Source organism: Neobacillus sp. D3-1R, assembly GCF_052180215.1.
GTDB lineage: Bacteria > Bacillota > Bacilli > Bacillales > Cytobacillaceae > Pseudoneobacillus.
On record NZ_CP197471.1, the window covers coordinates 417,322 to 437,011 of the forward strand.

General features: G+C 36.9%; 20 protein-coding genes. 16 read left to right on the plus strand and 4 right to left on the minus strand.

Annotated elements, in window-relative coordinates; genetic code table 11:
* Window positions 1–10 precede the first annotated feature (10 nt).
* Genes ACSBPO_RS02055 through ACSBPO_RS02100 form a run of 10 tightly spaced genes read left to right on the plus strand, consistent with a single transcriptional unit; the run spans window position 11 to window position 9,067 of the window.
* Window positions 11–367, plus strand: a complete 357-nt coding sequence (locus tag ACSBPO_RS02055; protein ID WP_442600291.1) for a hydrogenase maturation nickel metallochaperone HypA/HybF — start codon at window positions 11–13, stop codon at window positions 365–367.
* Window positions 357–1,016 (plus strand): hydrogenase nickel incorporation protein HypB, encoded by a 660-nt coding sequence (gene hypB, locus ACSBPO_RS02060; protein WP_442598292.1) that lies wholly within the window; start codon window positions 357–359, stop codon window positions 1,014–1,016. The genes ACSBPO_RS02055 and hypB overlap by 11 nt, the downstream gene beginning before the upstream one ends.
* Window positions 1,001–3,292, plus strand: coding sequence for a carbamoyltransferase HypF (gene hypF / locus ACSBPO_RS02065; RefSeq protein WP_442598294.1), 2,292 nt, complete (start codon window positions 1,001–1,003; stop codon window positions 3,290–3,292). Before hypB ends, hypF begins: the two co-directional genes overlap by 16 nt.
* A gap of 30 nt (window positions 3,293–3,322) precedes the next feature.
* Window positions 3,323–3,556, plus strand: coding sequence for a HypC/HybG/HupF family hydrogenase formation chaperone (locus tag ACSBPO_RS02070; RefSeq protein ID WP_442598296.1), 234 nt, complete (start codon window positions 3,323–3,325; stop codon window positions 3,554–3,556).
* The gene (hypD, locus tag ACSBPO_RS02075; protein WP_442598298.1) at window positions 3,531–4,637 is read left to right on the plus strand and encodes a hydrogenase formation protein HypD; all 1,107 of its coding nucleotides are present in this window, start codon (window positions 3,531–3,533) and stop codon (window positions 4,635–4,637) included. The genes ACSBPO_RS02070 and hypD overlap by 26 nt, the downstream gene beginning before the upstream one ends.
* 2 nt (window positions 4,638–4,639) lie before the next feature.
* Complete coding sequence (gene hypE, locus ACSBPO_RS02080; RefSeq protein WP_442598300.1) at window positions 4,640–5,650, plus strand: hydrogenase expression/formation protein HypE; 1,011 nt, start codon at window positions 4,640–4,642, stop codon at window positions 5,648–5,650.
* Window positions 5,651–5,705: 55 nt separating this feature from the next.
* Window positions 5,706–6,284 (plus strand): cytochrome b5 domain-containing protein, encoded by a 579-nt coding sequence (locus ACSBPO_RS02085; RefSeq protein WP_442598302.1) that lies wholly within the window; start codon window positions 5,706–5,708, stop codon window positions 6,282–6,284.
* Window positions 6,281–7,189 carry a hydrogenase small subunit gene (locus ACSBPO_RS02090; RefSeq protein ID WP_442598304.1) on the plus strand — a complete coding sequence of 303 codons (909 nt, stop codon included), beginning with the start codon at window positions 6,281–6,283 and terminating at the stop codon, window positions 7,187–7,189. The genes ACSBPO_RS02085 and ACSBPO_RS02090 overlap by 4 nt, the downstream gene beginning before the upstream one ends.
* The gene (locus tag ACSBPO_RS02095) at window positions 7,182–8,591 is read left to right on the plus strand and encodes a nickel-dependent hydrogenase large subunit (RefSeq protein ID WP_442598306.1); all 1,410 of its coding nucleotides are present in this window, start codon (window positions 7,182–7,184) and stop codon (window positions 8,589–8,591) included. The genes ACSBPO_RS02090 and ACSBPO_RS02095 overlap by 8 nt, the downstream gene beginning before the upstream one ends.
* Window positions 8,591–9,067: a hydrogenase maturation protease gene (locus ACSBPO_RS02100; protein WP_442598308.1), complete on the plus strand. Its 477-nt coding sequence runs from the start codon at window positions 8,591–8,593 to the stop codon at window positions 9,065–9,067. Before ACSBPO_RS02095 ends, ACSBPO_RS02100 begins: the two co-directional genes overlap by 1 nt.
* 49 nt (window positions 9,068–9,116) lie before the next feature.
* On the opposite strand, the gene ACSBPO_RS02105 is transcribed toward ACSBPO_RS02100, so the two are convergent.
* The gene (locus ACSBPO_RS02105) at window positions 9,117–10,763 is read right to left on the minus strand and encodes a CoA-disulfide reductase (RefSeq protein ID WP_442598310.1); all 1,647 of its coding nucleotides are present in this window, start codon (window positions 10,761–10,763) and stop codon (window positions 9,117–9,119) included.
* Window positions 10,764–11,209: 446 nt separating this feature from the next.
* On the opposite strand from ACSBPO_RS02105, the gene ACSBPO_RS02110 reads away from it, so the two are divergent.
* The 5 genes from ACSBPO_RS02110 to ACSBPO_RS02130 all read left to right on the plus strand — a co-directional run bounded on the left by ACSBPO_RS02110 (window position 11,210) and on the right by ACSBPO_RS02130 (window position 14,163).
* Window positions 11,210–11,473, plus strand: a complete 264-nt coding sequence (locus tag ACSBPO_RS02110; protein ID WP_442600292.1) for a metal-sensitive transcriptional regulator — start codon at window positions 11,210–11,212, stop codon at window positions 11,471–11,473.
* 85 nt (window positions 11,474–11,558) lie between these two features.
* Window positions 11,559–11,918 (plus strand): rhodanese-like domain-containing protein, encoded by a 360-nt coding sequence (locus tag ACSBPO_RS02115; protein ID WP_442598312.1) that lies wholly within the window; start codon window positions 11,559–11,561, stop codon window positions 11,916–11,918.
* Between the two features lie 16 nt (window positions 11,919–11,934).
* The gene (locus ACSBPO_RS02120; RefSeq protein ID WP_442598315.1) at window positions 11,935–12,231 is read left to right on the plus strand and encodes a rhodanese-like domain-containing protein; all 297 of its coding nucleotides are present in this window, start codon (window positions 11,935–11,937) and stop codon (window positions 12,229–12,231) included.
* A gap of 62 nt (window positions 12,232–12,293) precedes the next feature.
* Complete coding sequence (locus tag ACSBPO_RS02125) at window positions 12,294–12,527, plus strand: glutaredoxin family protein (protein WP_442598317.1); 234 nt, start codon at window positions 12,294–12,296, stop codon at window positions 12,525–12,527.
* A gap of 1,207 nt (window positions 12,528–13,734) precedes the next feature.
* On the plus strand, window positions 13,735–14,163 hold the full coding sequence (locus ACSBPO_RS02130; RefSeq protein WP_442598319.1) for a cytidine deaminase: 429 nt from the start codon (window positions 13,735–13,737) through the stop codon (window positions 14,161–14,163).
* A 166-nt stretch (window positions 14,164–14,329) separates the two neighbouring features.
* On the opposite strand, the gene ACSBPO_RS02135 is transcribed toward ACSBPO_RS02130, so the two are convergent.
* Window positions 14,330–16,240: a CoA-disulfide reductase gene (locus ACSBPO_RS02135; protein ID WP_442598320.1), complete on the minus strand. Its 1,911-nt coding sequence runs from the start codon at window positions 16,238–16,240 to the stop codon at window positions 14,330–14,332.
* 390 nt (window positions 16,241–16,630) lie between these two features.
* On the opposite strand from ACSBPO_RS02135, the gene ACSBPO_RS02140 reads away from it, so the two are divergent.
* Window positions 16,631–17,671: a VanW family protein gene (locus ACSBPO_RS02140; RefSeq protein WP_442598322.1), complete on the plus strand. Its 1,041-nt coding sequence runs from the start codon at window positions 16,631–16,633 to the stop codon at window positions 17,669–17,671.
* Window positions 17,672–17,754: 83 nt separating this feature from the next.
* On the opposite strand, the gene ACSBPO_RS02145 is transcribed toward ACSBPO_RS02140, so the two are convergent.
* Together ACSBPO_RS02145 and ACSBPO_RS02150 are read right to left on the minus strand one after the other, a co-directional pair.
* Window positions 17,755–18,912 carry a hypothetical protein gene (locus tag ACSBPO_RS02145; RefSeq protein ID WP_442598324.1) on the minus strand — a complete coding sequence of 386 codons (1,158 nt, stop codon included), beginning with the start codon at window positions 18,910–18,912 and terminating at the stop codon, window positions 17,755–17,757.
* Window positions 18,905–19,471, minus strand: coding sequence for a sigma-70 family RNA polymerase sigma factor (locus ACSBPO_RS02150; protein ID WP_442598326.1), 567 nt, complete (start codon window positions 19,469–19,471; stop codon window positions 18,905–18,907). The genes ACSBPO_RS02145 and ACSBPO_RS02150 overlap by 8 nt, the downstream gene beginning before the upstream one ends.
* Window positions 19,472–19,690 lie beyond the last annotated feature (219 nt).

A 19,690-nucleotide genomic window follows, 5' to 3' on the forward strand; every position in this document is an offset into this window, starting at 1 on the left:
TGTGCATGAAATGTCTCTTATGTATGAGATTATTACTCGTATATGTGAGGATGCTAGAATAAGAGGATTTGTAAAAGTTAAACAAATAGAAGTTATTGTGGGGGATTTCTCCAATGTACTTCCCGATGCTTTAGAGCTGGCATTTTTCTATTTTCAAAAAGAAGGATTAGACCTGATAGATGAAAATACAAAGTTACAACTATTTCGTGAAATGGCAAAATCAAAATGTTTAGCCTGTGATTTCGAATTTGAACCTGACTATCAAATGGCTCTTTGTCCCAAGTGTAATCAACCGAGCTGTAAACTCATTTCGGGTGAAGCCTTTAGGGTTGAATCTTATGAAGGAAGTGGTGAGGGTGAAGATTAAGCTTCAGGAAGATGTTTTAAAGGACCAAAACTTGGCTGCTGAATTTAATCGAGAAGTTTTTAAAAAAAATAAGATACTTGTCATCAACTTAATGAGTTCTCCTGGTGCTGGTAAAACGACTTTATTGGAGGAAACAGTAAAGGCTTTAGCGGATGAATTTACCATAGGTGTTATTGAAGGGGATTTAGCCACAGAACGAGATGCGGAACGATTACGTTCATTAGGAATCAAAACGGTTCAAATTAATACAGTGGGAGGTTGTCATCTCGATGCAAGAATGATAGCCAAAACAATACCAGAATTTGACTTTCAAACAATGGATATTCTTTTCATAGAAAATATCGGAAACTTAGTTTGTCCAGCTGGCTATGATTTAGGACAGAATTATAAGGTAGTGGTGTTAAGTGTCCCTGAAGGTAATGATAAAATCCCAAAGTATCCAGTGATGTTTAAGCGATCGGATGTCACGATTATTAATAAAATAGATCTTCTTCCCTATGTATCATTTTATTTAGACGAAGCCCAAAACGATTTAATGGCAATTAACCCCCAAGCTCAACTAATGGCTCTTTCAGCACGAACGGGGGATGGTATGGAGAAATGGATTAATTGGATAAAGGATAGTTATCAGCGATGTATAAAGCATTAGAAATTATTGTGACTGGAAAGATACAAGGAGTCGGTTTTCGACCATTTATCTATTCTCTTGCTCAAAAATATAACCTAACTGGAACTGTACAAAACAATGTTGATAGGGTGACCATTATAGCCGAAGGGGAAGAAAGTGATTTACAAAGTATGCTGGACGAAATAAAGAGGAAGCCCCCCAACTTGGCAAAAATTAATGATATGCTCATTAATCAAGTCCCCAATGGTAACTATAAAGAATTTTCAATTGTGGGAAGTGTGGTAAAGGGCGACTCCCTTCCATGGATAGCAGCAGATGCTGCTATTTGTGAGAAATGTTTAGAGGAAATAACAGACAACGCAAATAGACGTTTTCACTATCCATTTACAAACTGTACACAATGCGGACCGCGTTATACCATTATCAAAAACTTGCCCTATGATCGGCCCCAAACTTCGATGCATGAATTTCCTATGTGCCCTGCTTGTAAGGAGGAATATCAAGACCAATCCAATCGAAGACATCATGCGCAACCGATTTGCTGCCCGGAATGCGGTCCAACCATTACACTTCAAAATCATCGCGGGGAAATAGTAGCACAGAATAATAAAGCTATCAATAATGTGGGCCGTCTAATAAAACAAGGAAATATTGTCGCTATCAAAGGTTTAGGCGGTTACCATTTAGCCTGCAATGCCTATAATTGGTGTGTGGTCGAACTGCTAAGGCAGAAAAAGAAGCGACCGCAAAAGCCATTTGCCATTATGGTAAAGTCTTTACAGGTTGCTAAAAAAATTTGTTTTGTGAACGATAGGGAGGAAGAAATCCTCACAAGTCCTGAAATGCCAATCGTTGTTTTAAAAAGACGAAAGGAATGTGGTTTGCCGGAGAATTTATCTCCGGGTTTATCTACTCTTGGAGTCATGCTGCCATACACGCCGTTACATCATTTAATCATTGAGGAGTCTGACTTGGATTGCTTAGTCATGACGAGTGCGAATCCTTCTGGTTTTCCCATTCCATATACGGATGAATTTCATGAACATCTTAGGGAGATGTCTGTTTATTTTTTGACTCATAATCGAAAAATTTATCAACCGATAGATGATTCCGTTGTTCAATGCTATGAAAATAAATATCTATTTTTACGAAGAGCCAGAGGGTATGTTCCTGAGCCGATTCAAACCAAAGCCAATGTAGATAGGATTTTGGCCTATGGTGGAAATCAAAAAAATACCTTTGCTATTGGAAAACGAAATCAAATTATGATGAGCCCCCATATAGGTGATTTAGAAAGTGAAGAAATGAAGGATTCTTTTCTAAAACAACTTCAACATTTTAAGGAATGGATGGGCGTTGAGGAGGAGTATATAGCTATTGATAAGCACCCCCTATATGAAGCAAACGCCATGGTTAACTTTACCGATAAAAAGAAAGTCTTCGTTCAGCATCACCACGCTCATCATGTCTCTTGTATGGTAGATAATGGACTAGAAGAGCCGTGTTTTGGAATCATCTTAGATGGTACAGGTTATGGAGATGATGGCCATATATGGGGATTTGAATTTTTGTATGGAAATGCACAATCGTTTAAGCGGCTTGGACATTTACAATATACCCCCCTTCCAGGCGGAGAAAAAGCTGTTAGAGAGCCGTGGAGAAATGCGGTTGGAATGCTGCTTCATTACTGGCCGCATGATGGTAAGGAAATAGCCATTAAACTTTTTCCGGAGAAGTCGAAGGAAATTGAATTGATAGAAAAAATGATTGCAAATCAAATTAATACACCTTTAGCAGGTACATGTGGTCGATTATTCGATGCTGTAAGTGCTATTTTAGGAGTTTGTTTCATTTCAACTTATGAAGGCGAGGCAGCTATAAAGTTGTCTGATTATATGAACCTTCAATACGATGAAATCCTAGATGAAATATATGATTATCAGATAAAAATGGATGATAATCAACAGCAACAGCTACTCGATTTATCTCAAATGATAGAACAAATCCTTCAAGAACGATTTTCTCATGAGCCCCTTATTAAAATGATCCGTAAGTTTCATCATACCATTCTTGCAAGCATTGTTGAAATGCTCCTTACCCTTGTAAAAAATAACCCGGATTTTCATAAAAAGGTCGTGCTCTCAGGTGGATCTTTTCAAAATGTTTTCCTAGCAGCAAAGCTTCAAAAACGTCTTCAGGATGAGGGATTTACTGTTTATACACATCAACAAGTTCCGTGCCATGATGGCGGTTTGTCTTTAGGGCAAATCGTCATCGCGTCCTATTTAAAAGATTAACAAGCCAAAAGTCAAAGGATGTGACAACATTTGTGCTTAGGAGTTCCAGCTAAGGTGGTTGAAATGGAAGAGGAAAGAGCTTTGGTAGATGTAATGGGATCTAGAATGTATGTGGGGATTATTTTTGTCCCAGAAGTGAAGGTTGATGACTACGTATTACTGCATGCAGGGCAGGCCATGACGATTGTAGATGAACAGTTTGCTAGAGAGAGTATAGAAGAATGGAGGAATGTATTAGATGGAAGTCATGGACCTTTATTCTGATTCTGGATTAGCCCAACGGTCAGTCGATGCTGTTATTCAATTAGCTATTCAATTTAAAGAAAAGTACGGTAGATTACCTGTTTTAATGGAGGTCTGTGGCTCGCATACGATGGCATTGGCTAAAACGGGAATAAAAACTAGATTAAAAGGTCATGTCCAGTTAATTGCAGGACCAGGTTGCCCGGTTTGTGTGACTGACCAAAAATCAATTGATGCGATGATTCAATTATCCGAAGGGGAGAACAGAATCCTTTGTACCTTTGGTGATATGATGCGTGTACCCGGTTCGAAGTACACATTGATGAAAGCGAAAACGGACGGAAGAGATATTCGAGTGGTCTATTCCCCGTTAGATAGTGTCAAAATAGCAGAAGAAAATCCTAATAAGGAAGTTATTTTTTTAGGGATAGGTTTCGAAACAACGATTCCCATACTTGCTTTGGCTGTACGAGAGGCAGAGAGGAAGAAATTAACGAACTATTCCGTTTGGATGACAACCAAATTAGTAGAGCCTGTTATAAGAGCCCTTCTTGATTCAGGTGAGGTAAAACTGGATGGCTTTCTTTTGCCGGGTCATGTTTCCATTGTGTTGGGCAGTAATAGTTATCAATATTTAGTAGAGGATTATCATCTTCCTGGAATCATCACTGGTTTTGAACCTGTTCAATTACTTAGCAGTATTTATAAAATATTACAGCTGCTTTTAGAAAATAAGGCAGAAATTATTAACGACTATACATTTGTCGTTACAAATGAAGGGAATCTAGTTGCTCAAAGCTTACTAAAGGAATATTTAGAACCTTTTGATGAGGAATGGCGTGGTATGAGTGCTATTCCGAAAAGCGGATTAGTTTTAAAAGAAAAATATGCCCAATTTGATGCGAAAAAAAGGTTTAAGGTTTCAATTGGTGAGCCAAGAAAAACGAAATGTCGATGTGGGGAAATTATCAGGGGATTAATTACTCCAGAAGAGTGCGTTTTGTTTAATAAAGGCTGTACTCCTGTCAATCCAATAGGTCCATGTATGGTATCGACTGAGGGGACGTGTGCTGCACATTATCGCTACATGAGGGAGGGATAACTTTGAATCAACGAATTAGCCTTGCCCACGGGGAAGGTGGGGAGTTAACCCACCAACTCATACAGGATGTTTTTATAGAAGCCTTTGGGCATAACGAACATACTCATTTTGACTCAGCCGTTCTGACAGGTCCTTTTCAGACACTTGCGGTAACAACAGATAGCTATGTGGTAAAACCGATTTTTTTTCCAGGAGGAAATATAGGAAAGCTAGCTATTACGGGGACTGTCAATGATTTAGCTGTTAGTGGGGCTATACCTCAGTTTATTACAGCAGGGTTTATTATTGAAGAGGGATTTAAACTATTAGAATTGAAAGAAATTGTTAAAAGTATGGCATTGGAAGCTGATAAAGCTGGAGTGAAAATTATTGCAGGTGATACAAAGGTAGTTGAAAAAGGCAGTATTGATGGGCTGTTTATTAATACAACGGGGATAGGGATAATGGAAGAAAAGAATAGGCTTCATCCGGAGGCGATACAAGAGGGAGATTGCATCATCGTTAGTGGTACAATTGGGGACCATGGCGTTTCCATCCTTAGTGCTAGAAAAGAATTAGGAGTGTTTACGGATGTTAAGAGTGATTGTCATTCATTAAACCACTTAATAAAAGAGTTAATGGAAGAAATAGACGGAATTCGGTTAATGAGAGATCCAACTCGGGGAGGGTTAGCCACAACATTAGTTGAATTATGTGAAGACTTTCATTTTACCGCTGTAATAGACGAGGCCTTTATTCCTATTCGTCATGAAGTTCAAGGGGCGTGTGATATTTTGGGGTATGAGCCTCTTTATCTTGCAAATGAAGGGAAAGTACTAATCATTATCGATTCCAAGGATCAACAGAAAGCTCTTCACATCCTTAAGAAAAACGAATTAGGCAAGGCTGCTAGCGTGATAGGTCATGTCGACTCATGTAATGACTCACATGGAAAACTACTTTTAAAAACTCCTGTAGGTACGACAAGACGGCTACTTCGTCTTTCAGGGATGCTTTTGCCAAGAATTTGTTAATCTTATGTAGACAAATGCATAGGATATGGTGAATCTGCCTGAAGGAGAGGACGTCATGTATAACATCGAATTGCTTAGGCTTCAGCTTAATCACCTTGTTACTCAAGCACGACAGGATATTTATATGCTTTCTACTCTAAATGATCAAGCGATGAAACAACAAATACTTCAACGATTATGGGACGGAATATCATCTATTCATTTTCTAAGTGAATTGCTTGCAAACCAAGTGAAGTCCAATCAACCGTATTTAGCTGCACAAGCACCTATTTCCGTGCCATCAAGTACCCATAATTCACCAATACCATTACCAGTCGGGAATAACCAATCACTACCATCGAATAACCATATTCAACCAGCTATCACACCTTTACCTAATCAATCACCTCCACAATCGAATCAACGTATTTTTACGTTAGAGGAGTTAGCAACCTATAATGGCAAAAATGGTAGTCCTGCTTATGTAGCGGTCAATGGAATTGTTTATGATGTGACAAATAATCGTGCCTGGGCAGCAGCCACACATTTTGCCTTAACAGCAGGGAAGGATTATACAAAGGAATTTGCTTCATGCCATGCGGGACAACAATCGATTTTGGCTACATTACCAATTGTGGGGAGGCTGGCTTCATGACAAAACAACCTGTATTACCTCCAGAGCCTTTGACGAATGAAGCGATTGCGGCAAGATTAACGAATACAGTGCTTAAGAGTCTTGATAAAGGACTTGTTAAAAAAAAGAATCTTGTTTACTTAGAGTTAAACGGTTGTTCTGGAAATATTATTTCATTTTTAAACGGACAGAACCCTGACTTTGAGTATCTATTAAATTCCATGGTTAACCTTCGTTATAGCAATAGTTTAATGGCGGCAGAAGGTGAGAGTGCAATAGAACAGCTGATGAATTCATTGGATGAAGATTATATTTTAGCGGTGGAAGGTGCTGTCGCTTTAAAAAATAATGGATTATACAATGTAATCGGAAGCTGGAAGGGAAAACCTCTTACTGGTCTCGAGGCAGCAAAGATGTTTGGTGAAAAAGCCACACATATTTTAGCTGTGGGTGCCTGTGCAACACATGGCGGGGTGTCAGCGGCGAAGCCAAATCCTTCTGAATCAGTAGGGTTAAATCAAGTTCTTCCTTCAAAAAAAATGATTATGCTTCCGGGATGTCCTGTTCATCCTGATTGGTTTATAGGAACGCTAGCCCATCTTTTATTATATGGGGAACCTGAAACGGATAATTTAAGTCGTCCACTTATGTTTTATAGCACTCTTATACATGACCGTTGTCCGAGGAGGCCATTTTTTGATCGTGGCATTTTTGCTGAAAAATTAGGCGACAAAACTTGTTTGTTTAAGCTCGGTTGCCGTGGGCCTGTTACAAGAATCGATTGTCCAACAAGGCAGTGGAACGGGCATGTGAATTGGCCAATCGGGGATGATACGCCATGTATTGGTTGTGCACAGTTTGGTTTTCCTGATGCAATGGCCCCGTTCATCAGTTATGACACAACGAGGGTGGTGAAAAATGAGTAAACGTATCATCATCAATCCGTTAACACGAATAAGCGGTTTTATGGAAATTGATGTGCTGGTGGAGAATCATAAAGTGGTAGATGCCAAAACAAAAGGAAATTTATTTCGCGGTTTTGAGCAAATGTTAGTGGGGAGAAGCCCATTTGATGCTGTTTATTTTACGCAAAGAATATGTGGGATTTGCTCTTCTGCCCACTCAATGGCTTCATCCTTAGCCTTAGAGGATGCGCTAAAGGTTGTTCCATCAGAGCAAGGCAGATATTTAAGAGACATCATTCATTGCTGTGAGTTTTTACAGAACCACATTCGACATTTCTATCAATATACAGTCCCTGACTTTGTAAAAATTGAACAAAACCCTCTTTTTCAATCAGATCATGAAGATTTTAGATTACCCCAATCGATTAATGACCGAATCTCAAAACATTTTTTTGATTCCCTCGGGATTAGCCGATCTGCTCATCAAATGCTCGCTGTTTTAGGAGGAAAGGCTCCGCATAATCACGGCGTTTTTATCGGTGGGATCACCACTCAAGCCACTGCAGAAAAAGTCGTTCATTTGGATTCGCTTTTAGACAAAATCATTGTTTTTATCGATGAAAAAATGATTCCAGATGTGTACGATATTGCTCATTATTATCCAGATTACTTTCGCCTTGGTGGTGGCTATGGAAACCTTATGACGTATGGTTCCTTTAACCATTATCAAGATTTAGGCACCCTATATGTAGACCCTCTTATTTCAAAAATAGACTCCGGTCCGGAGCCATTTGATGAAAATAAAATACAGGAAAAAATTGATTATTCCTGGTACAAAGCAAATGAAAATTCGTATAAGCCTGAGGAGGTTGTTGCAGAACCGGATATGGATAAAACAAAAGCTTATTCCTGGGTAAAAGCTGCAAGATACGATAACCTTCCTTTTGAAGTGGGGCCATTAGCCAGATTAATTTTAAGTGGAGAATATGACAATGGAATTTCTGCAATGGATAGAACTATTGCCAGAGCATTAGAAACGAAAAAAATAGCCCAAATCATGAAAACACTATTGAAACAAATCATTCCGGGTGTCGATGTCCAGAAAAAATGGGAGCTACCGGAATCAGCATCTGGAAGAGGATTAGTGGATACGACGAGAGGAGCTCTTGGTCATTGGCTGAAAATTCATGAGAAAAAAATTTCATTTTATCAAATTATTACTCCTTCCACTTGGGACTTTTCTACACGAGATAACAATGGTTATAGAGGTCCTGCAGAGGAAGCTTTAATAGGAACTCCAATAGAGAATCCGGATAAACCTGCAGAAATTGGAAGAATCCTAAGATCATTCGACCCTTGTATGTCATGTGCCACTCATGTCTACAGTCCAGGAAAACAAGTGAAAACGATTAAGGTGTTCTAATGGAAAGGATAATTGTTCTAGGTATTGGAAACCAATTAATGATGGATGATGGGATTGGGATTTATTTGGTTAATGAGTTGGGTAAACATCCTTCCGCACCGAACATTTTTTATTTAGTAGGAGAATCAGATATAGATTATTGTCTAGAATTAATAGATGGAGCGACATTTGTTATGATTGTGGATGCGGTTCTTTCGGGAAAGGATCCCGGTGAGTTATCTGTTTTTTCCTTAGAGGAACTGCATGAATCTCAGCCTCTACATATATCACCGCATAATCTTCATTTGTTCCAAGAGTTGTATCAGCAGAAAGAGTCGATTGAGGGATATTTAATTGGAATTGAACCTTTTAAGTTAACGTTTCATATTGGATTAAGTGATGAATTAAATGCAAAGTGGGATGTCATTTTGAAAGATGTACAAAGAACCATTGATGTATTACTTGCGAAAAGAATGATTAAAAGACTGGGTAAATAACAGAAAAAGAAGACTGCGGCATATGTGCTGCAGTCTTCTTTTAAGTAAATTAGTTTTTGACAGCGGAATAAGTCTTCCAACCACCGTCTAAGTTTTTCACATCATAGCCATTTTCTGAAAGGATTCTAGAACCTAGATATCCTCTTAATCCAACCTGACAAGATACATAAACGGTTTGGTCCTTTGGAATTTCAGCTAGACGATCACGAATTTCTCCAAGTGGGATATTAATTGAACCTTTGATAAAGCCATTTTCTCTTTCTTTTGGTTCACGAACATCAATAAGTAATCCACCATTTTCAACAATTTCATCAATTTCATTCCACTGAACAGTAGATACATCTTCGTCGATGATATTAGAAGCTACATACCCTGCCATATTGACAGGATCTTTTGCTGAAGAGAACGGAGGTGCGTAGGATAATTCAATTTCCGTTAAATCAAAGACGGTTAAGTTACCTTTAATAGCGGTTGAAATGACATCAATTCGTTTATCTACACCATCTGTACCAACTGCTTGTGCTCCGTAAATAGCTCCTGTTTCAGGGTTAAATAATAATTTTAAGGCAATGGCTGCAGCCCCAGGATAGTAAGTAGCATGACAGCTTGGATGAATATGAACAGCTTGATATTTTTTTCCTAATTGAATCAGCTGTTTTTCGTTAATTCCAGTAGCAGCTACAGCTAAATCAAAAATCTTCGCAATAGCTGTACCCAAGGTGCCTTTATACTTTTCATTTTTTCCATAAACATTGTTTGCCACAATACGACCTTGGCGGTTGGCTGGACCGGCTAGTGGAATCATCGCTGCATTTCCGTTAATATAATCCTTTACCTCAATCGCATCACCAATCGCATAGATGTTAGGATCATTGGTTTGTAGGTATTCGTTTACTTGAATACCACCGCGCTGGCCGACATTTAATCCCGCCATAACGGCTAATTTGTTTTCAGGACTAACCCCAATAGATAGAATCACCATGTCGGTGCTAATTTGTGTTCCGCTAGCTAGCTCAATCGTGTTACCTTGATCTTTAAAGGCTTTTACACCATCTTCTAAAATGAGGTTAACGCCTTTTTCTTTCATATGAGTGTGGACGATAGAAGCCATTTCGAAATCGATCGGTGCCATGACTTGTTTACCGAGTTCAACAACCGTTACTTCAATGCCTCGTTCCACTAAATTTTCCGCCATTTCTAATCCGATAAAACCACCGCCGATGACAACGGCCTTTTTAGGAAGCTGTTCATCAACAAATGATTTAATTTTATCTGTATCAGGAATGTTTCGTAACGTAAAGACGTTTTTAGCATCAGCTAAGCCCTCGAAATTTGGAACAATTGGTCTTGCTCCTGGAGATAAAATCAATGTATCATAGCTTTCTTCATATACTTCATTTGTTTGAAGGTTTTTAGCTGAAATTGTTTTGTTCTCACGATTGATTTCTACTACTTCTGTTAAATTGCGTATATCTAAATTAAACTTCTTACTCATTCCTTCAACGGTCTGAACTAAAAGTTTATTTCGGTCTTTAATCGTTTCTCCAATATAATAAGGTAAACCACAATTAGCAAAGGATATATGTTCACCACGCTCAAATAGAACGATAGTAGAAGTTTCATCTAATCTTCTTAATCTAGCTGCTGCAGTAGCACCTCCGGCAACTCCACCGACAATAATAATTTTCTTAGACATTAGTGTTTCCTCCTTTTGTATACCTTTATAGGTATATTAACAATGAAAATAAAATGAATCTGTGCGATTTATCACGAAAAACAAGTTTTTTCTAAAATGCCCTATAGGGTATTGAAGCTTTATACTCTTATACTATAAGGGGTATATAAAATTAGCAATATGAATCGATGATAATTTAAATAAATTATGTGTGTTAGTTCACAAAAAAGACAAAAAGAAATGAGGTATATCAAGTTCCTTCTATAAATATAGTGTTTAAAACCTTAGTCATATTGAGAAATTTTTACATAAAATTTTACATTTATTTTTTTAGGATAAGGTGTTGACTTTATACCTTACGGGGTATAGTATAGTTGATGTAGCCGTTATTCATTTGCCCTTCGATCTAACATTAAAGGGTACTGACTACAGTAATGATAAAAAAGGGTAAAGGAGGTAGATGGATGATGGATTACAATGACCAAATTAAGAATAGATTAAAACGGATTGAAGGACAGTTAAGAGGCATTATTAGAATGATGGAAGATAATAAAGATTGTAAGGATGTTATCACTCAATTAACAGCTGCTAGAACAGCCATTGACAGAACCATTGGTGTGGTAGTAAGTTCCAATATAGTAGATTGTGTTCGAAAAGCTGATGATAGTGGGGAAAAGGATTCTGAACAATTATTAAAGGAAGCCATTAACCTACTTGTTAAAAGTAGATAATAATGTCCAGGGGTAATACCCGTATTTATTTTCGATGAAATTATACCCTATTGGGTAAAATATAAATAGGAAGGTGAGATATCGAATGCAATATCTTAATTATATTATTATTGGTCTTATCGTTATCTTTTTTATTCAACGTTTATTGCCAACTAAAGGTGTAAGACAAATTACAACAGCTGAATTGAAAAATGAATTAACAGATAAGAATAAACAATTTGTTGATGTAAGAACTCCTGGTGAATTTAAAGGAAATCATATTCGCGGGTTTAAAAATATCCCTTTACACCTTTTAAACCAAAAGGCAAATGAATTATTAAAAGATAAGGAAGTTGTCGTGATTTGTCAAAGTGGTATGAGAAGCCAAAAGGCAACCAAGGTTCTTAAAAAATTAGGATTTACAAAAATTACAAACGTAAAAGGCGGAGTAAGCGCCTGGAGATAAGGAGAGGAAGTATAACATGAAACACATTACAGCTAAAGAAGTAGAAAACTTATTAAATGATAAAAAGGTATTAAATATTATCGATGTTCGTGAAGTGGACGAAGTACGTGCAGGAAAAATTCCTGGTGCAGTAAATATTCCATTAGGTTTATTAGAATTCCGTATGCATGAATTAGACAAGTCAAAAGAATACGTTATGGTTTGTCGTTCAGGCGGAAGAAGTGGAAATGCATCAATGTTCTTAGAAAGCCAAGGTTTTAATGTGATTAACATGACTGGCGGAATGCTAGCTTGGGAAGGAAATGTTGAGTAATTTTTCACATCTTCTATAGTTGAGGAATAAGAGTACTATAAATCATTATGAGGTGATTGATAATGAATTCAATTACGGTTTATACAACAACACGTTGTCCTTACTGTGTGATGTTAAAAAATTTCTTAACTGATCAAAATATTCCTTTTAAAGAAGTAAACGTTGAAACGAATCCAGCTATTATGCAGCAAATTGTAAGAACAACTGGCCAAATGGGTGTACCGCAAACAGATATTAATGGAAAATGGGTACTAGGATTTGATCCAAATGGCATTATGCAGGCGTTAAAAAACTAGGATATAAAATAATGAAAGGAGGGAACATTCGATTGTTCCTTCCTTTGATGTATTGGTTAATGGAAGATGAGGTGAGAACATATGGCAAAGGTTACAGACGCAGCAATTACAGCAATAAAAAATGAACTTCAAGACCTTATCTCAGAGGGAGTAAAGCCGTTAATCCGTTTAAATATGGGAATTGGCTGAGGTGGTCCGCAGCTTCGTCTGACTCTGGAGGAGTCAGCTTTAGACAATGATGAAATAACAGAATTAGATGGTATTCAGTTTTTAGTAAATGCCAGGGATAGAGTCTATTTTGAAAATGTAAAAATTGATTACATGAGGACTTTATTCGGTGGAGGACAGTTTACAGTAGTATATCTTTAATTTAAACTCTAATCAAAAATGCAGACTATGTTTGCAAAGGGAAGAGTGATCAAAGTGGAAAAAGAAAATAAAAAAATGAATGACTGTAACACAGGTTCTTGAGGTATCAATCAAAACCAACCAAACCAGAAAAAAGGAACTCCTATATGACCTGGTACATTGGTTTGGCTCCTGGTAGGAGTCATTTTATTAATACAGAAAATTTTTTAAAAGGGCTCTTTTTGGGCTCTTTTTTTATTTGTTAAGCTTTGTTATTATTCATTGTTGATTTTCGTTAGATATAAGAATTAATAGGCGAAGAAATTCCGACTAATGTATATAGAGAAAGCTAAAGAAGCAGATACAAGCGGAGATATTCCGATTAACGGCTCTAAATACGACAGAAACCCAAAGGTTTGGATAGGATAACCGGAAAAACTCCCCCTATTTTTAAGGAAATATGGGTATTTCCCAAAATAAACGGAATTTTTCCGTTTATTTTTCAACACATTGAAATCAATATTCAGTGATAACATAGCCATTTGTTAAAGTGAAAGATTAATTTGATTTAAAGTATTTATAAACTATGGAATGTTAATATATTTTCTAAATTATAAGAAGATTATGGTAAAATGCTGGGTATAGAACAAAAGTCATTTTAAAAGGCTCTTTTCTAAAACTTTGTTGTTTTTAAAACTAATAAAGAATGATTTTACATAAGAATTTGATTAAAATTCTTTAGGAAACTAGAAAAGAGCTGCTCACTCATTAAGGGAAGCTGTAAAAATCCAGCTTTTGGGATTTTTACGAAAACAACCTTTTAAAAACGAATGCAATGATGTTAGGAGAAGAAATCATTATGTTAAACGTAAGACCATTGGAAAGTAGAGACTATGATTTGATAAAAGCTGCCGAAGAGGTAATTATAAAAAATTATAGGTATGGAAGGCATCATATTGGTTCAGCGGTAAGAACAACATCTGACCAAGTTTTTGCTGCTGTACATGTTGAAGCAAATGTAGGCAGAATAACAGTATGTGGTGAAGCTATGGCAATTGGAAAGTCTATCTCTGAAGGAGATCATGAATTTGATACGATTGTAGCCGTTGCCCACCCTCATCCACATGAAGATATAGAAAAATGCTGGGTTGTAGCTCCTTGTGGCATGTGTAGAGAATTAATAAGTGATTATGGAAAAGATACAGATGTCATCATTTCTTACAATGGAGAGTTAGTAAAATGCAATGTGATGGAGCTATTGCCTGAAAAGTATACAAGTGAAGTATAAAAATATGTGACAGGATCAGAGTGTATAGGACTCTGATCTTGTCTTTTTTATCGGCATCCATCCTCAAGTGAGGGAACCTTATTATTGATTCACCATACAATCTGAATTTTAAATAAGAAAGTAACAAACAAAAAGACTGCCGCAAAAGCGACAGTCCAAGCTATTATTAAGATCCCTTTTTGATAGTGGTTACATAGACTTTTTCATTTCTTTCTGTTCTTACTAAAGTGTGCTGATTTTTTTGGCACCATGCGGATATATCCTTTGTAAAATTACAATCGGTTGTTGAAATTTGTAGGTACTCTCTATTTTCAAGCTTCTTCATATTTTTATGAACTTCCATGATTGGACCAGGACAAGATAATCCAGCAGCGTCAATTTTAATAGCTACTTCCACTTCCTCAGCAGCACCTTGAGCTGCTTTCTTAACAGTCTGATTGAAAACGGCAGAGTAAGTTTTCCATCCTCCGTCTAAATTTTTCACATCATAACCATTTTCCTTCAGAATTCTTGAAGCTAAATAACCTCTTAAGCCAACCTGACATGCTACATAAATCGTTTGATCCTTTGGAATATCATTTAAACGTTCACGAATTTCACCAAGCGGGATATTAATAGAACCTTTAATGAAGCCCATTTCTCTTTCAATTGGTTCTCTGACATCAATGAGCAGTCCGCCGTTTCCAACAATTTCATCGATCTCATCCCATTGAACCGTAGATACGTCTCCTTCCATGATATTAGTAGCCACATAACCTGCCATATTAACAGGGTCTTTGGCAGATGAAAATGGAGGTGCGTATGATAATTCAATTTCGGTTAAATCATAAACAGAAAGATTACCTTTAATAGCGGTTGAAATGACATCAATACGTTTATCAGCACCATCCTCACCGACTGCTTGTGCCCCGTAAATTGCACCAGTTTCAGGATTGAATAGTAACTTGAATGCAATCGGTGCAGCACCTGGGTAGTATCCAGCATGAGAACTTGGATGAATGTGAACAGCTTGATAGTTTTTGCCTAATTGTTTAAGTTGTTTTTCATTTAATCCAGTAGAAGCTACCGCTAAGTCAAAGACTTTTGCAATGACTGTACCTAAAGTACCTTTGTACTTTTCATTTTTGCCATACACATTATTTGCAACGATACGTCCTTGGCGGTTGGCTGGTCCAGCAAGCGGGATCATCGCTGCATTACCATTAATATAATCTTTTACCTCAATAGCATCACCAATCGCATAGATGTTAGGATCATTGGTTTGTAGATATTCATTTACTTGAATACCGCCACGTCCGCCTACGTCTAATCCAGCCATAACAGCCAATTTATTTTCTGGGCTTACACCGATGGATAAAATGGACATGTCAGTACAGATTTTTGTGCCACTTGCAAGCTCAATCGTACCACCTGGTTTAAAGGCTTTTACGCCATCTTCTAAAATTAAGTCGACACCCTTATCTCTTAAGTGAGAGTGAACGATAGAGGCCATTTCGTAATCAATGGGTGCCATTACTTGTTTGCCAAGTTCAACGACAGTCACTTCAATCCCGCGTTCTACTAGGTTTTCAGCCATTTCTAAGCCGATAAAGCCTCCGCCAATAACAACGGCTCTTTTAGGGTGTTGCTCGTCCACAAACGTTTTAATTCTATCTGTATCAGGAATATTTCTTAGGGTAAATACGTTTTTAGCATCGGCTAAACCTTCAATATTTGGAACAATTGGTTTCGCCCCAGGTGAGAGAATTAATGTATCGTAGCTTTCATCATATACTTCATTTGTTCGAAGGTTTTTAGCTGAAATCGTCTTTTTCTCACGATTGATTTCTACTACTTCAGTCAGATTGCGAATATCTAAATTAAATTTCTTACTCATTCCTTCAACTGTTTGTACTAAAAGTTTATTACGATCCTTAATCGTTTCTCCAATATAATAAGGTAAACCGCAATTAGCAAAGGATATATGTTCGCCACGTTCAAAAAGAACGATGGTTGATGTTTCATCTAATCTTCTTAATCTAGCTGCTGCAGTAGCGCCTCCGGCAACTCCACCTACAATGATGATTTTCTTAGACATGTGTATTTCCTCCTTTAAAATGAAACCGAAAATAATGAATGTGATAATTTTGTGAAATAATTCACAAATAGGAATATAAAAGTGTGAAATGTTTCACAAATGACACCGAGGGCAACAATGTTTTTTAAAAAATAGGTATTGTTTTATGCCCTGTAGGGTATCTGTTATCTATACTTATATACTATAGCGATAGTAATAAATTATCAATATAAAATGATGAAATCTTTATATGAAATGTGATTCCTAGACACAAAAAAGACAAAAAGGAAATGTGTATTTTATTTAGATACACGAAGTTCCAGCTTGTACTGTGGCATATGGGAAAAGACCCCCGAATAGAATGGGTGAAGGGAGATTGATAATCAAAATTAAAGAAAAGTTGGGAGAATCATGGGGAAAACGAAATGGATTATTTTACTGATAGTAGCCATTAGTTTTTTAGGGTTGGTCGGATGTTCACAAAAAACATCAACTGAAAAAGAATTAGAGAAAAAAATAACCGAATTAGAGAAACAGCTTGATATGGAAAAGGAAGAAAAAGAAGCAGCATTAAAGAAAATGGAGGAATTAGAAAAAGAAGCGCAGAAGATAGAAGAAGAAAAACCAGTTGTCGTTACAGTAGTCGAACCAAATACAAAAGAGGTTATTAAGACCTTTAATCCGGGTGAGATGGGCTATGAAACAGATTTAGAAAAGTATAAAAAGGAAATTGGGAGCTGGGTCAAAGCAGCAGCAAGAGGAACGGAAACAAAATCAGGTTATGACCAACGAATGATTCCCGACAAAGTCGGTGAAAATGGCGAAATTATCAAAGGAAAACCTAGAGTAATACTCGAGGAATCGGAATTATTGGAGAAGGTACTGGCTGCATCGGTTAAAGGGGGAACGGTAGAGTTGCCGCTTTATGTAACGGAAAGTGGTTACAAGCTAGAGGAGGTTCCACAATTAGGGGAAGTGGTAGTTGCTACCTACCAGACTCATTTTGACAGCAGTGTAGCAGGAAGAACGAAGAATATCGAGCTTTCAGCACAGGCGATTAACAACGTAATCCTTGGAGTTGGGGATGTTTTTTCCTTTAATACAACTGTTGGACCAAGTGATGCTGAACATGGATATCAAAAGGCAATGGAAGCTGTGAATGGAAAATTAGTCGAAGGAATTGGCGGAGGAATTTGCCAAACCTCATCAACCTTGTTTAATGCTGTCGATCAAATCGGAGTCGACTATGTGGAAAAACATCATCATTCAGTAAATGTTGGATATGTTCCTAAAGGTAGGGATGCAACCGTCTCATACGGAGGGCTAGACTTTAGATTTGAAAATACAACAGGAGTGCCTTTGTTATTAAAGGCTTCTATGAGTAAAGGGACGTTAACAGTGGAGGTAAGAACTTCAAAAGCCAATCAAAGCTTAATAAAAAAAGTAAACTAATAAATCCCCCTTGCGACGTCGCAAGGGGGTATTTGTTTAGCTTAAGAAAGTATATCAGTGCTAAACGGGCGCATCCGCTTTTCTTATTGAAGAGGAAGCCATTTTACTTTCCAAATGCCTTCTTGGTTTTTTACTAACCCAAAGCCAATTCCTTCTTCTTCATTAATAATAATGTTAGCATGAGTCTCATCGATAAGTTCCTCTCTTAACGGGTTATCTTTAGTTCGATGCTTAATGCGTTCCATCATGTCTTTTTGATAATATTGGTTGATCGATTTATTGGCAGCTTCTAAATAATCTTCAAGTGAAGCAAACACAGGTATTTGGTCCGGATCATCAATAAATAAGGCATATTGTTTATCGTAATCTTTTTGTTCCTCTGCATACCAATATAATTGGAAAACTTCATATGGTGTTAAATCCTTTAAAGAATTATTTTTTGTTTTAACTAATAATGTTTCGTAAATGTTTTGGAGATGGGAAGGTAATACAAACTGTAAATCATCATTGATGGTAAAAAGATGATCGGTTGTAATCGATTCTTTTTCTCCTGGCTGCATGATTTTTAAAAAGGAAATGACATCTGGAATATCTGAACCAGACTTATAATAAGCGGTATATTGATTAACCAGCATTTTAACTTCTTTTTCGGTTCCCGGCATCATTCCTAAAATGGATTCGAGCTGTTGTTGCTGCTCAAAACTGAAAACAATCTCTTCTGAAGTTCCCTCTTCAATAGGCAATGCTTTAAGAGATTTTTGTGATGGATAAAAGACCATTCTTGAAGGATTTTTAATGTCCTTTTCATCGTAAAAAATAACCTTTCCCTCAACAGTGGTTCTACCAACAAAGTAAGCTGTTCTTAAACCTGATTGGGTCGTTTTTGCTCCGTCCGTTGCATAATCATTTTTAAGTGTCCAGCCATTTAAAACCTCACCATCTGACATGTTTTCATAAACAGATTTGTGATCTATAGCTTCTGTTTTGTGGGATGATGATCCACTAATATTTTCTATAGGGCCACCATATTGATTCCCAATAAACGCTCCAATCAAGATGAAAAAAGCGGACATAGCTAAACCGGTTAATATTTTTGGAAATAAGTCTACTTTTTTCTTTATTCTAACATTCGAGCTTCGTATTTTTCTGCGAACTTGTTGCCTTTCTAATTCTGTTAAAGTGGATTGAGGGGACATTGATTCATTTAAAACACGTTTGACTTCTTGACCTAAATTATCCATGTAATTCACCTCTATCATTAGGGATAAAACTTTTTTTTACTTTTTCCTTTCCGCGGTATAATCTTGTTTTTACAGTAGCAATAGGAATCCCTAGAGCTTCACTAACCTCTTCCAAACTGAAATCTTGATAGTAGTAAAGGAGAAAAACTTCTCTATACTTTAGGGGAAGTGACCAAATGGCTTTCTCAAGCTCCTTATTATTACTTTTTTCAATGATCTGTTCTTCAGGCGTTTTCTTTGAATCTCTCATAAAGAAAAAAAGCTTTTCATTAATAACGGTATTCCGATAATGCCAACTTTTCATATAATCCTTACATTTATTGATGGCAATGGAATAGATCCAAGTCTTCAACGATGATTTATGGTGGAAGGTGTCTAATTTTAAATAGATGGTTACTAATACTTCCTGTGTAAGGTCACTCGTTATCTCCCAATCTTTCATATAACTATAAATTAGACTTTTAATAGCTGACCCATAGCTATTCATAATATTCTCAAGAACTTCCTCTTGGTTTTTTCCAGAGAATATAGCTTGTTCATTGACATGATTGTGTACCATGTTTCGCCTCCTTTGTGAAGTTCTATCTTTAGACGAAGTAATGAAGAAAACGACTTCAATTTATTTGAAAATAATTCAGCACCTGCACGGATTCTCTTTTTCATTCCAATATGCATAAATCTAGTATAGTTATATTTTTAATAGAAGCGGTTTAAATTCATATACTGTCCTTCTAAAAACCTATTGTTAACCAAAAATAAAAATAGGTTGACAATAGGT